At 54.4% G+C, this 13,474-nt stretch carries 11 protein-coding genes and 1 other RNA gene; 6 read left to right on the top strand and 6 right to left on the bottom strand.

Annotated elements, in window-relative coordinates; all coding sequences use genetic code 11:
* Positions 1–379: 379 nt before the first annotated feature.
* The 3 genes from ABNT34_RS16410 to smpB form a co-directional block, all read right to left on the bottom strand.
* Positions 380–1,738 carry a DUF6538 domain-containing protein gene (locus ABNT34_RS16410; RefSeq protein WP_348733528.1) on the bottom strand — a complete coding sequence of 453 codons (1,359 nt, stop codon included), beginning with the start codon at positions 1,736–1,738 and terminating at the stop codon, positions 380–382.
* A gap of 142 nt (positions 1,739–1,880) precedes the next feature.
* Positions 1,881–2,238, bottom strand: a transfer-messenger RNA (tmRNA) gene (gene ssrA, locus ABNT34_RS16405).
* A 154-nt stretch (positions 2,239–2,392) separates the two neighbouring features.
* Positions 2,393–2,872, bottom strand: a complete 480-nt coding sequence (gene smpB, locus ABNT34_RS16400; protein WP_348733526.1) for an SsrA-binding protein SmpB — start codon at positions 2,870–2,872, stop codon at positions 2,393–2,395.
* Positions 2,873–2,986: 114 nt separating this feature from the next.
* Here smpB and ABNT34_RS16395 point away from each other — a divergent pair, with 114 nt between their 5' ends.
* Positions 2,987–3,430, top strand: a complete 444-nt coding sequence (locus tag ABNT34_RS16395) for an SRPBCC family protein (protein ID WP_348733524.1) — start codon at positions 2,987–2,989, stop codon at positions 3,428–3,430.
* Positions 3,423–3,797, top strand: a complete 375-nt coding sequence (locus tag ABNT34_RS16390; protein WP_348733522.1) for an RnfH family protein — start codon at positions 3,423–3,425, stop codon at positions 3,795–3,797. The genes ABNT34_RS16395 and ABNT34_RS16390 overlap by 8 nt, the downstream gene beginning before the upstream one ends.
* A gap of 90 nt (positions 3,798–3,887) precedes the next feature.
* Here ABNT34_RS16390 and ABNT34_RS16385 read toward each other — a convergent pair whose 3' ends face one another.
* The 3 genes from ABNT34_RS16385 to nadK all read right to left on the bottom strand — a co-directional run bounded on the left by ABNT34_RS16385 (position 3,888) and on the right by nadK (position 7,035).
* Positions 3,888–4,253: an outer membrane protein assembly factor BamE gene (locus ABNT34_RS16385; RefSeq protein WP_348733520.1), complete on the bottom strand. Its 366-nt coding sequence runs from the start codon at positions 4,251–4,253 to the stop codon at positions 3,888–3,890.
* 129 nt (positions 4,254–4,382) lie between these two features.
* Positions 4,383–6,050 carry a DNA repair protein RecN gene (recN, locus tag ABNT34_RS16380; RefSeq protein WP_348733518.1) on the bottom strand — a complete coding sequence of 556 codons (1,668 nt, stop codon included), beginning with the start codon at positions 6,048–6,050 and terminating at the stop codon, positions 4,383–4,385.
* A 103-nt stretch (positions 6,051–6,153) separates the two neighbouring features.
* The gene (gene nadK / locus ABNT34_RS16375) at positions 6,154–7,035 is read right to left on the bottom strand and encodes an NAD(+) kinase (RefSeq protein WP_348733516.1); all 882 of its coding nucleotides are present in this window, start codon (positions 7,033–7,035) and stop codon (positions 6,154–6,156) included.
* Between the two features lie 166 nt (positions 7,036–7,201).
* Here nadK and hrcA point away from each other — a divergent pair, with 166 nt between their 5' ends.
* The 4 genes from hrcA (at position 7,202) to ABNT34_RS16355 (ending at position 13,432) form a co-directional block, all read left to right on the top strand.
* Positions 7,202–8,209, top strand: coding sequence for a heat-inducible transcriptional repressor HrcA (gene hrcA / locus ABNT34_RS16370; RefSeq protein WP_348733514.1), 1,008 nt, complete (start codon positions 7,202–7,204; stop codon positions 8,207–8,209).
* Positions 8,210–8,251: 42 nt separating this feature from the next.
* Positions 8,252–8,812 carry a nucleotide exchange factor GrpE gene (gene grpE, locus ABNT34_RS16365; RefSeq protein ID WP_348733512.1) on the top strand — a complete coding sequence of 187 codons (561 nt, stop codon included), beginning with the start codon at positions 8,252–8,254 and terminating at the stop codon, positions 8,810–8,812.
* Between the two features lie 192 nt (positions 8,813–9,004).
* The gene (locus ABNT34_RS16360) at positions 9,005–10,462 is read left to right on the top strand and encodes an NAD-dependent succinate-semialdehyde dehydrogenase (RefSeq protein ID WP_348733510.1); all 1,458 of its coding nucleotides are present in this window, start codon (positions 9,005–9,007) and stop codon (positions 10,460–10,462) included.
* A gap of 18 nt (positions 10,463–10,480) precedes the next feature.
* The gene (locus ABNT34_RS16355) at positions 10,481–13,432 is read left to right on the top strand and encodes a diguanylate cyclase (RefSeq protein WP_348733508.1); all 2,952 of its coding nucleotides are present in this window, start codon (positions 10,481–10,483) and stop codon (positions 13,430–13,432) included.
* Positions 13,433–13,474: the final 42 nt, after the last annotated feature.

The following is a 13,474-nucleotide window of genomic DNA, read 5'->3' as shown; positions in this document are numbered from 1 at the left end:
GTGTTTGAGACTGTTTTTTAGACAGTTCTCCAGGTCGTTTTCATGTGTGGTTCTTCTTAGGTGGGGGGACAGCAACGCAAACCTGCGTCATTCCTGGATTTGACCTAATTTCGGGAATAGGGTCTTTAAGACTGTTTTTTAGACAGTTCTGCAGGTAGTTTTCGGGTGTTGTTCTTCTTAGGTGAAGGGACTGTTGGCAAACCCGCGCCATTCCTGGGTTTGACCTAATTTCGGGAAATAGGTCTCTGAGACTGTTTTTTAGACAGTTCTCCAGGTAGTTTTCGGGTGTTGTTCTTCTTAGGTGAAGCGACTTTGACGGAGGCCGCGTCATTCCTGGAGAGTTGCACTTTGGCGAACATCTCCAGGAACGGGTCAAGTTTTAGACGGATGGAAGTACCAGGCCGTCGTATTTAACCTGGTTGAGGAACTCGGCTTTCTGCTGAATGGTTAAACCTGCGGAGTAAGTCCCGTATGTCTCACCGATTTTCTCATGTCCGGTTATCTCTGCTGCTTGGTTGTGATGGAGTCCCAGGCGCTCAAGCTGCGTAGAAAGCGTTTTGCGAAGCGAATGGAATACATAGCGACCATCATATCCCAGAGACGTTTTTAATCGCCCAAAACGCTTCCCAATCGCTGAGGAACGCTCTCCAACTTCGGTCACTGGCTCTCCAGGTAACAGGAATTGATCTGAAGACTTCTCAACAAGGTTAGAGACGAACTGATCAATATCCTTGTGGACCGGGATGTCCCGGAGACCTGCTTTGGACTTCGATTCCTCGATTGAGAAATAACGCACTCCGGCCCTGGTCTTGATGTCTGTCTTCTTCAATTTCGCCAATTCTTCGATCCTGGCTCCAGTGAATGCTCCCAGGATTATCAGGGAGCAAAGATTCGGATCTGAGTCTTTCTGTTTGGCCGCATTGACCAACTTGATCAGGTCCTCAACTTCCCAGGCTTGGCGGAGGTCCTGGCGACTGGCTTTTTTCTTCCTGGCGTACTTGTGCCGCTCGAACGGGTTCGGGACTTCTGGGTCAACATGGCCCAGTCTGATCAGGTAATCGTAATAAGACCGACAACCTCCAATCAGACCTTTGATCGTTGCTTCGGCCTTGTCCTGGCTCTCCAATTCCATGATCCACTTGGCGACCTCAGTCTTTTTGACTGGGAGGGCAGGGAATCGCTCCTGGAGCGTTTTGAGCCTTGTTCCCATCATCTGCAATGTCCTGGGAATAACCTTGAGACTTGCCTTCCACTCTTCCGCATAGTGCAGCGTCGGGAAGGACGTTCCCCTGGCGATATTCGCGATTGCTTTCGCTGAATCTGCTCCCTCAGTCTCGGCGACCTCTTCGATGTACTCAGAAAATGCGATTGAAGTTGAACCTAGGCCCAGCTCGTCGATGTCTGCGGAGGTGAGGGTCTTCTGGGGATTGTTTCTCCTGAATGCAGCCAGGAGGTCTTTGTCGCGTCGTTTCTCTTCCTCGAGTTTAGTCTTCCAGGTCATCGCCTGGTTGACTGCCTGGGAAGATCCCCGGAGTTTGTCGAACTGCGTTTTCCATTCATGGAATATCTGAGCGGCCCGGTACTCGGCAACTTTAAGATCTCTCGTTTGCAGGCTCCTGAGAAGTTCTCCCGTTTCGAAGTGTTCCTTCAGATCTGCGGGGACGACAAGCCGGGCGTATAGGGTGTTGCTCTTCCAATAGATGCCGCGTTTGCCGCTGTATTCTCTGTCTTTGGACATGGTCTTCAGTTCCCTGTTGATCAACTTCAGGGCTTTATCCTACCAGGAAAGGAGGGGGGTCCAAAAAGGGGGTCCAAATTAGAAGTTATGAAAAAGCCCTAAGTGTTTGATTCTTAGGGCTTTTAAGTGCCTCTCGGCTTGTTGGTGGAGCTGGGGGGATTTGAACCCCCGTCCGAAAAACCTACGTCTTCAGTACTACATGCTTATCCATTCATTTGGTTAACCCTAGGAGCGCCGAATGGCAGGCTATCGTTGGGCGAGTCCGATTGGTTTTAGCATCTTGGCTCCGGACAAAGCCGCCATGCGATCCTATTAGGGGTGATCTTCCAGAGTCTCAGCTTATAGGCATGCGTGAGGGGAAGAGCATCTACCGCTTATTAGGCGGCGATTGCGTATGTTTCGTCGTTTGCGACTACTTTTTTGCGGCTTTTTACGAGGCCAACCGCCCCTCGGCATGCACTTAGGAGTTCGTGAATCCCGTCGAATCCAGTATCAGCCCCGAATTCTTCGTGAAGCGAACGCTTCAGTAACCTAGGCATTCTATGCCCTGCAGCATGTTGCGGCAAGCGTTGCTTTAGAGCTTTGCTGCCTTTCTGTGCTACTTAGCTTCTAAGTGGTGATCAATTCGCCAGTTTCAAGCCCTGGCAGATTAAATCACCGCTTGGAATGCTTCATCATCCGTTCTTTTTCGCGCGACCAGTCGCGATCTTTAATGTCGTCGCGCTTATCGAATTCGCGTTTACCTTTGGCCAGATAGAACTCTAGTTTGACCCAGGGGCCTTTCCAGTACATCGCTGTCGCGACCATGGTGTAGCCGTCACGTTCTTTGGCGCCAATCAATTTGTTGATTTCGCGTTTATTCAGCAGCAGCTTGCGTGAACGCTCCGGGTCACAAACCACATGACTGGACGCGCTGTTCAGTGGCTGGATCACTGCCCCAAATAAGTAAGCCTCACCGTCTTTGATAATGACGTAGGAATCGGCGATATTGGCTTTACCCTGGCGGATACTTTTGATTTCCCAGCCTTGCAGCGCCATGCCACCCTCGAAGCGGTCTTCGAGCGAGTATTCGTGGCGGGCTTTGCGGTTCAGGGCGATAGTGCCGCCCTCATTTTGGTTTTTTTTCTTAGTCATGCTAACTCAGAGAAGACTTGCGGGCTTAAACAACACAGCTTGTGTTGCTGCCGTGAAAACTTGTGACAGGGGCAGGATCTGTTACAATCGCCGACCTGATCCAGGGGAGTGAGTATGCCACAAATTGAGCGCAGCGCGCTGGTTTTTTACAGCTGCCAACAGATGTATCAACTGGTTAATGATGTTCCGTCATATCCGCAATTTTTACCGGGCTGCAGCCATGCGGTGGTGCTGAGCGCTACTGAACAGCAGCAAACGGCACGACTGGATATCAGCAAAGCCGGTATCACCCAGAGTTTCACTACCCGCAATAGCTTAGAGCCGTTTCAGCGCATTGGTATGGAACTGGTCGACGGGCCTTTTAAATTCCTGCGCGGTGGCTGGCGTTTTGTGCCACTGAATGACCAGGCCTGCAAAGTGGTGCTTGAACTGGAGTTTGAGTTCTCCAGCAAGCTCATCGAATTTGCCTTTGGTAAGATTTTCAACGAGCTGACCGGCGCTATGGTGCAGGCATTCACCAACAGAGCCAAGCAGGTTTATGGAGTGTCCCATGGCTGATGTGATTTTGATTGAAGTGGCTTTTGCCTTGCCGCAGCGCCAGTCGCTGCTCAGCGTCAGTGTACCGGTGGATGCCACTGTACGGCAGGCGATTGAAAGTTCGGGGATTTTACGGATGTATCCGGAAATTGACCTGACGCAGCACAAAGTTGGGATCTGGAGCCGCACTGTGCGTCTGGAAGACAACTTAACCGCTGGTGATCGCATTGAGATTTACCGGCCTTTGATTGCCGATCCAAAAGATATGCGCAAGCGCCGCGCCGACAAAGCGAAAGAAGAAGGGCGGGCAGATAAAGTCACGGGTGGCCGGCCGCAGCAGCATCAAAGCCGCGATCACGACGACACCGATGGTGATGCTTCACACTGACAGGGCTGGTCAATAAGTCAGACCCACAAAAACAATAAACCCACTGTTTCAGCGGGTTTATTGTTTTAACAGCACCGGTAGCCGGCAATGTTATTGGTCAAGCGGGACATTAAACTCTTTTGGCACGTCAAAATCTCCGCTCATTTTTGCCAGCTTGCCGTTTTGGAAATTCAGCACCAGCTGTTTTTTGAAATTGTCACCGCGGCCGCCTTGCAGCGCGTAAAAATAATGCCAGGTATTGTCTTCGAAGCTATTCTCAGCCACTGGGTTGCCAAGTACGTACTGCACTTGTTCTTTGCTCATCTGGATGCGCAGCTTGTCGATATCTTTTTGCTCCAGAAAGTTACCTTGTGGCACGTCTATCCGGTAAATCCAGCTGCTGCAAGCTGTCACGGACAGCATCAGGCCAGAGGCGAACAGCCAGGCTCCGGCTTTTTTTAACGTCAACTCGCGCATAATTCTCTTCATTATCAGCTTTAGTTAGCAAAGTGACCGGCATCATACCGCAAGCGCCGGCCAAGATTAAAGTGCTGCGCTGCAGAACTTGTCAGAAGCTGCAGGCTTTTGCTGCAGCGCTGTTCTGACTTATGGTGTGCATAAAAGTTCGCGGGCATTGGCAATTGCATGCGCACTGACGTTTTCACCGGCCAGCAGTCTGGCGATCTCCTGCACCCGCTCATCATCAGTCAGCGCCCGCATGCGGGTTTCGGTGTGAATGCCGTCGGTATATTTTTCGACGAAGAGCTGCTGATGGCCCTGACTGGCGACTTGCGGTAAGTGAGTGACACAAATTAACTGCGTGCTGCTGCCAAGCTGGCGCAACATGCGGCCAACACCGGCGGCGACAGGCCCGCTGATGCCTACGTCCACTTCATCGAAAATCAGCGTTGGGGTAGTGACTTTGTCCGCCAGAATGACCTGTACTGCGAGGCTAATACGTGAGAGTTCACCCCCTGATGCTACTTTATGCAAGGGTTGTAACGGCTGGCCTGGGTTGGTGCTGACCAGAAATTCAATCTGGTCCCAGCCATGGCCATTGGCGCGCTCCGGCGCCTGTGGCTGCACGTCGATATGGAAACGGGCGTTATGCATACTTAAGTCAGCCATGCTGCCGGCGATACGGGCGGACAGCTCCAGCGCAGCTTGTTGCCGGCTTAGGCTTAACTGTTCGGCGCAGCTGCTGAATTCACGCAGTGCCTGCTGAATATGCAGTTCCAGTTCAACCAGTCGCTCGTCATCACCGGCCAGGGCCTGTAGCTGTTGGCTCAGCAACTGATGATGCAGTGGCAAGGTGTCCGGCGCGATTTGATGTTTACGGCTTAGGTTCAGCCATTGGCTCAGTCGCTGATCTATTTCCAATAAACGTTCAGGGTCCACTTCCACGCGTTCGGCATATCGGCGCAGCTCACGACTGGCTTCTTCAATCTGCACCAGGGCTTCCTGCAGCATTTGCTCAACCGGGCTGAGCTGGCTGTCGATAGCAGCGCTGTCACTGATTTCAAAACATGCCTGCCGCAGCATGGCGTAGCTGTTAGATTCGTCATTGTCATATAACAGCTGCAATGCCAGCTGACTGCTCTGGATCAGGCCTGAACTGTGACTGAGCCGTTGATGCTCGGCTTCTAACGCAGCGAATTCGTCTGGCTGTGGCGCGAATTGATCAAGCTCGGCCACCTGATATTCCAGCAACTGGCGCTGTGCTTCACGCTGTTGTTGGTTTTGCTGTAATGCCTGATATTCGGCTTTTAACTGCTGGGCTTGTTTCCACTGTTGTTTACAGGCTGCCAGCAATTCCGGATGCGCCGCAAAGGCGTCCAGTAACTGGCGCTGATAATCATTTTTCAGCAGTTGCTGATGGGCGTGCTGGCCATGAATGCTGAGCAGATGCTGACCGAGCGCTTTGAGTTGCTGAGCCGGCACCTGCACTCCGTTAATATAACCCCGTGAACGGCCTTCCTGACCAATGACCCGCCGGACAATACATTCTTGCCCCATCGCAAGGTCTTGTTCTTGCAGCCACTGCTGTGCAGCAGGTAAGGTGCTGATATCAAAGGTGGCAACCAAATCCGCTTTGTCTGCCCCAGGCCGGACAGCCATGCCGTCAGCGCGTTCGCCGAGGCACAGCGCTAAAGCATCCAGTGAGATTGATTTTCCGGCGCCGGTTTCGCCGGTGATGGTGGTCATCCCGGCTTGCCATTCGATTTCCAGCGCACGCACTATCGCGAAGTTACTGATGTGAAGATGGGTCAGCATGTCAGTTCCAGTCACAGTGAATAATGACTGTTAATTTATACAGTGTTTTTCTGGCTGACAAGCTGTGTGGTGAAATAAATTACAACACATTGATTTGAATTCATTAATACAGCTTGGAACCCCAGCCTAGTTTATTCCGTAGCACGTGGAAATAGCTGTAGCCGGGTGGATGCACCAGGATCAGTGGTTTTGGGTGTTTGCGGATCACAATTTCATCACCCGGCATCACCGCTAAGATCACATGGCTGTCGCAGCTGATTTGCAGGTGAGCGTCGTTACTCGGTGCCACTTTTAAACGGATCTCACTGGTACCGGCAACAACCAGCGGCCTGCTGCTCAGTGTATGTGGAAACATCGGCACCAGGCTCATCGCGTCCAGTTCCGGTGTTAAAATCGGCCCACCACCGGACAATGAATACGCGGTAGAGCCGGTCGGGGTGCTGACAATCAGGCCGTCACTGCGTTGGCTGAACACAAACTCATTGTTGATATAGGCTTCAAATTCAATCATGTGCGCGACTTTGTCGGCGTGTAGTACAGCCTCATTAACCGCGCTGTTGCTGCTTTTAATGGTGTCGTTGCGGTGTACTTCGATTTCCAGCAGATTGCGTTTTTCCGTGACAAACTGGCCGGCCAGCACGTCGGCCAAAGGCACCTGGAAACTTTCCGGAGATAAGTCGGTTAAAAACCCCAGATTGCCGCGGTTCACACCAAGTACGGCCACGCCAAAGCGTGCCAGTACGCGGGCTGCACCCAGCATATTGCCGTCGCCGCCCACCACAATGGCGAGGTCACATTGTTTGCCCAAATCCACCAAATCAGCGGCTTCGGCGTCGGGCAGACCCAAAGTGCCGGCAACCCGTTCTTCGACCAGGATCCGCACATCATATTTACTGAGAAAATGGTATAGGCTGACCAGCGTGTGATTTGCGCCCTGATGATTGGGTTTGCCAATCAGGCCAATGGTGCGAAAACTGGGTGTCATGCAGCGCGTTCCGCTAAGTGTATTTGCGCCGAGTATACAAAGCATGACCTTCAGCTGCCAACCTTTCCTTAGCGGTATTGCCGCCCTATTGCCGCATGGGTCATTGATTTTTCCGCTGATATCCCCACTATAGACAAGTCTTTTGATTGCATGAGCACATACCCCGATGCTGAGCCGGCCCGAGCTGATTCTGAAACTCATTGTTGAGCAGTACCTGAGTGATGGTGCCCCGGTTTCATCAAAATTTATTTCTGAGCAGGGCGGGCTGCAGGTCAGCTCAGCGACTGTGCGCAATACCATGGTGCAGTTAGAGCAGATGGGGCTTATCCGCTCGCCGCACACCTCAGCCGGGCGTATTCCGACCACACAGGGCATCCGGCTGTTTATCGATAAAATGCTGCAACTTGAACCTGTGCCGCAGCGCTGGCTCAACGAAATTCAGCAGACTTTATTGCCGCAATTGCCGCCGTCGGTACTGATCCAACGCGCCGGTCAGTTGCTGGCGAACTTAACCGGCCTCGTCAGTCTGTTAAGCCCACCGAAAGCAGGTGGCCGGGTGATCCGCCAGGCGGAACTGGTGCGCCTCGCGATGGATAAACTGTTGCTGGTTGTGATTGATGCGGAAGGCGATATTCTGCACCGCGTGTTGGCGCAACAGTCTGATATCACACAACAAACATTAAGCCGCAGTCTTTGTGTGTTAAATGCGGCGTTATGCGGTCAGTGCTGGCCGGATGCGATAGGCCGGCTGGCGTTGATGGCGCGCGCGGAGGGCGGCGATGTCGAGCCGCTGCTGCTTGATGTGATGGCGCAGCTCAGCCTTGATGAAATGCAGCAAAACCAGCCGCTGGTCTATGGTCAGCACCATTTACTGCAGGAAGCTGAATATCAGTCAGATGCCGCGCTGCAGCAGGTGGTGCAGTTGCTGGAACAACCGGCCTGTCTGCTGCAAATGCTGTCGCCGGTGCTGCAGGACCAGTGCACCAAACTGATTTTGGGCCGCGAGTCCGGCCTCAGTGAATTACACAACGTCAGTATCATCGCACTGCGTTATCAGGCCCAGCCGCACCGGGTGCTGGCGCTCATAGGACCGAGCCGGATGCATTATGCTCATCTCATTCCCTTGGTCGAAGCGGTTGGCTTACAGCTATCAAAGCACTTGAATCAGCCGTGACAATCCCCATAATAGCCGCATTCATTTCGGAGTAAGTAAGCAATGAACGAGCAAGACAAGGTACAAAGCGCAGAACAGGAACAGCAGGTTGAGCAAGAGCAAGTGCAACTGTCTGATGAACAACAGATTATTGCCAAACTCGAAGCTGAGCTGGAAAAAGCCCGCACCACAGCAGCCGAGCAGACTGATTTAGCGCTGCGCGTACGGGCGGAAGCCGAGAATATGAAACGTCGTGCCGCGCAGGACGTAGAAAAGGCGCATAAGTTCGCCTTAGAAAAATTTGCCGGTGATTTATTACCGGCGCTGGACAACCTGGAACGCTCATTAGGTTTCATCGACCCGGCCAACGAAGCGGTCAAAGCGTTAGCAGAAGGCGTCGAGCTGACGTTAAAAGGCCTGCTGGACACAGTAGCCAAATACGGTGTGCAACAAATTGATCCGCAGGGCCAGCCGTTTAACCCGGATTTCCATCAGGCGATGTCAATTCAGCCGAATGCTGAGCTGGCAGCGAATACCGTTATTTTTGTCATGCAAAAAGGCTATGAACTGAACGGTCGTTTATTACGTCCTGCTATGGTAGGCGTGTCGAAAAAGCCAGATTAATTCAGGGCTTTGTCAGAAAAAACCAGCTGCGGCTGGTTTTTTTTCGCTTGCGATTTTGCCTCATGAGCTGCTGGAACCGCCAGTGAAAAAACGACAGAATGCGGTGGTCAGCGTTGGTTTTTTCAGCGGTTTTTCTATATTTGCCAGCCGGTTAGAGTTATGATTCGCGCTGTCGTATAACAGGAGTCTCTGATGCACCCAGTTCCGTCAGCACTGCGTCTGCCACCTTGTGATCTGTTCATCGCCGGCCGCTGGCAGCACAGGGCCGACAGCTTCACGGTGACAGATCCGGCGACAGGGCAGCCCCTGGCGCAGGTCAGCAGTGCCTGCACCGCTGATGCGCAGCTGGCGCTGGACGCGGCCGTTGCAGCCCAGCCGTTGTGGCGGCGCAGTACCGCAACGGAGCGGGCGAGCTTACTGATGAAGTGGCATGCGCTGCTGTTACAGAACCAGGATTGGCTGGCGCAATTGCTGACAGCCGAACAGGGTAAACCCCTTGCCGAAGCGCGGGCGGAAATTGATTACGCCGCGTCTTATTTAAACTGGTATGCCGGTGAGGCGCTGCGCCTTCGTGGTGACTGGCAACACCCTAGCGTGGCCGGCCGCACTTTGTTGAATATTCCTGAACCTGTTGGCGTCGTATTGGCACTGACGCCGTGGAATTTTCCGGCGGCGATGATCACCCGTAAATTAGGTGCGGCACTTGCTGCCGGCTGCCCGGTCATTGTGAAACCGTCCGAATACACGCCACTGACGGCGCTGGCGCTGGTGGATCTTGCGCAGCAGGCCGGCTTTCCGGCCGGCGTGATCCAGTTGCTGCCTTGTGCCACGCCGGATCCGGTGGCGGCTTATCTCATCGCTTCGCCGCAAGTGGCCAAAGTCAGTTTTACCGGCTCCACCGCGGTCGGGCGAAAGCTGATGCAACAAAGTGCCGCGACGCTGAAACGCCTGTCGTTGGAGCTTGGTGGTAATGCGCCGGTACTGGTATTTGCCGATGCGGATCTGGATGCAGCCGTTGCCGGTATTATGGCGGCGAAATTTCGCAATGCCGGCCAGACCTGCGTCTGTATCAACCGGGTGCTGGTCGATAGCAGTATCGCCGCTGCATTGGAACAAAAGCTCGCAGCGGCAGTGCAGGCACTGCGTTTGGGCGCTGGCACTGCGGCGGATAGCCAAATTGGCCCGCTGATTAACCAATCCGCCGTCGACAAAGTACAGCAGCTGGTGGCTGATGCACTGGCAGCCGGGGCGCGGCTGGTGTGCCGGCAAACGTCTGTGCCTGATATCGGGCATTTTGTCGCGCCGCAGCTACTTGCTGACGTACAGATGGACATGACGATTTGTCAGCAGGAGATCTTTGGCCCAGTGTTGACGCTACAGACCTTTGCCGACGAGCAGATGGCGCTGCAGCTCGCCAATCAGACCGACGGTGGCCTGGCAGCTTACCTGTATGGGGCCGACGAAAAGCGTAATTACCGGGTGGCTTCGGCGCTGAAAGCCGGCATGGTCGGGATGAATGTCACGGCCATTTCGGACGCCCGCATTCCATTTGGTGGTGTTGGCAGCGCCGGATTTGGCCGCGAAGGCTCCAGTTACGGTATCAACGATTATCTGCAACTCAAACATTTATGCTGGGCATTAGCTGACTGATTTCAGCCGGAGACGGACATGCTGTGGATTAAGATCATTCTGTGGTACGGCCTGAGTTTAATGCTGGCGTGGCCAGCGTTGGCTGTGACGCCGCTACATGACTATTTCCGCGAAAGCTGGACAACCCGCGACGGCCTGCCGCATAACACCATCAACAATATCCAGCAAAGCGGTGACGGCTATTTGTGGCTGGCGACCTGGGAAGGCGCGGCGCGTTACGATGGCCGTGATTTTACCGTATTTGGCCGCGACGCCATCACCGGTTTACCTGATGTCGGTGTGCGGACATTTTTCCGCGAAAACGACGGCAGTTTGCTGGTAGCCGGTTCCCGTGGCGGTGTCAGCCGCGTCGGCAATGGTCGCTGGCAAAGTTTGCCGCCGCTTGGCCAGCTCATCAATGATTTACTGCGTGACCAGCAAGGTCAGCTCTGGTTTGCCATCGAAGGTGGTGGGGTCGCCCGTCAACTGCCGGACGGGCAATATCAGCGCTTTGGCAGTGACGCCGGTTTGCCGGTGAGGGTGGCTTATCAGTTACAGCAGGACCGTCAGGGCACCCTGTGGGTTGCCACACAGCAGGGATTGTACCGGGCTGATCCAGCGGCAGCTGAGATCCGCTTTGAGCAGGTTGCGGTGCTGCCCGACCAGCCGGATGTCAATGTGTTCGCGCTGACACTGGATCAGCATGGTCGCTTGCTGGTCGGGGCTGAACAAGGGTTATTCCGCTTTGACGGTCAGCAGTTCAGTCTGGTCAACCCGGTTCTTGCCAACGTGGCGGTGACGGCTTTGTATGTCGATACGCAGAACCAGATCTGGATTGGCACGCTGAATCAGGGTCTGCAGCGCCTCAGTGAACTCGGTATCGAGCAGCTGGCGGTGCAGGATGGCCTGCCGAATAACCGGGTGCTGAGTATCTTTCAGGACAGTGAACAGAGTATCTGGGTCGGCACCAACGCCGGCCTGTACCGGCTGCGTGAAACCCCTTTTACCAATCTGACGCAACAGCAGGGTCTGGCCGACAATTATGTCCGCACCATTCTTGAGCATTCTGATGGTAGTGTCTGGATTGGCAGCGCCGGTGGGCTGGATCGCTGGTCGGCGGGCCAGATCAGTAAAATTCAGCTCAATGACAGCGTTTCAGTGCTCAGTCTGGCCGAGGGCGCGGACGGCGATGTCTGGGTTGGCACTTATGGCGATGGTGCCTACCAGCTGCGGCAGGGGCAGGTGGTGGCGCATTACCATCGTGGCAATGGCCTTGCCAGTAACGAAGTTCGCGCTATTGCACCTGTGGCAGATGAAGTGTTCATCGGCACTTCGGCCGGTCTGCATCGGTTGCATCAGCAGCAAATCAGCTTGCTGACAGTGGCAGATGGCCTGCCGGGCAATTTTATTTCGGCCTTGTATCTTCAGGTGCCGGATAAAGTGCAGAGTGGACAATTGTGGATTGGCACCGGCTCAGGTGCGGCGGTCTGGGCCAATGGGAAACTGCGCCCGCTGAGTTTAGTCAGTCAGGAACAGGCTGAATATGTATTTGATTTTCATCACGATAAAGACAGTTCTTATGTATGGCTTGCTACAGACCGTGGCCTCGTCCGTTATGATTTCAACCGCAATGTATTACGGCTGGTCGGGCGTAGCGCCGGGCTGCCGGTGGAAAAAATCTTCGCGCTGCTTGCCGACAACAAAGGTGATTTTTGGCTCAGCAGCAACAGAGGCATAGTGCGGATCAGTCAAAGTGATGCGCATGCCGTGGCCGATGGCAAAGCGCAGCGGCTGGCAGGCTCTGACATTTTTGGTGAAGCCGACGGTATGCAAAGTGCGCAGTGTAATGGTGGCTCAGTGCCGGCGGCGACGGTGCGCAGGGATGGCACTTTATGGTTCGCCACCTCGATGGGGGTGGCCAGTGTCGACCCGGCCCGGCTGGCGCAGTTTAGTCTGAAACCACCGCCGGTAGTGGTGCAGCAAATGAATGCCGATGGCCGCGAAGTGTCATTGCAACGCGCCGAATTACCGGCTGGCACTTTTCGGATTCGCGTTGAATTTGCTGGCTTGAGTTATGTGATGCCGTCGCGGATTTTATACCGCACCCAGTTGCAGGGCGTGGAGCCCGACTGGGTGGAGCGTGGCACCGCCAATCACGCTGAATATACCAACCTGCCGCCGGGCGATTACCGCTTGCTGGTCAGTGCCGCCTATCCGGAGAGTGAATGGAACAGCGACGTGGCCCGGATCGAGTTCAGGGTGTTGCCGCTGTTTTGGCAAAAGGGTTGGGTTCAACTTTGTGCCGGCGCGCTGACTTTATTGGCGCTGCTAGGCTTTGTGCGCTGGCGGTTGTACCGGCTTAGTCAGTCTGAGCTGAAACTGAAGCTGCAGGTCGCCGGTAAAACCACCGAATTACTGGCGCAAGCGCAAAGCTTGCGCCAGGCCGTGGCCGAGAAAACCCAGCTGGCCGAGCAGTTACAGCAACAAGCGGCCGCTTTTGCCGCGCAGGCGCGCGAAGATGGTTTAACTGGTCTTGCCAACCGGCGTGCTTTTGATGAACAGCTGGCCTTCGAGTTCAGCCGGGCACAGCGTCTCGGACAACCGCTCTGTCTGGTGATGCTGGATATTGATCACTTTAAAGCCATCAACGACCGTTGGTCGCATCAGGCTGGCGATCTGGTGTTGCAGCGGCTGGCGGCGCTGCTGTGCGAGGAAGTGCGTGAAATTGATCGCATCGCGCGCTGGGGCGGTGAGGAGTTTGCGTTATTACTGCCACAAACAGGCTTGGCCCAGGCGGTTGAGATCAGTGAGCGTATTCGTCAGGCTATCGAAGCGCTGGATTTCTCTGCCGATGTGCCTGGTTTGCAGGTCACGGCCAGTTTCGGCGTGGCCCAACAGCAAGAGTCCGGAAGTTACGACAAACTGCTGAGCCGGGCCGACCAGTTGTTGTATCAGGCCAAAGCGCAAGGGCGAAACTGCGTATGCAGCTAACAGCGGCTATGCTATCAGGCAGATGGCTGGTAGGGGGCGACT

It is taken from the genome of Rheinheimera texasensis (genome assembly GCF_964031785.1).
GTDB lineage: Bacteria > Pseudomonadota > Gammaproteobacteria > Enterobacterales > Alteromonadaceae > Pararheinheimera > Pararheinheimera texasensis_A.
This window is presented reverse-complemented; position numbering and strand designations above follow the sequence as displayed.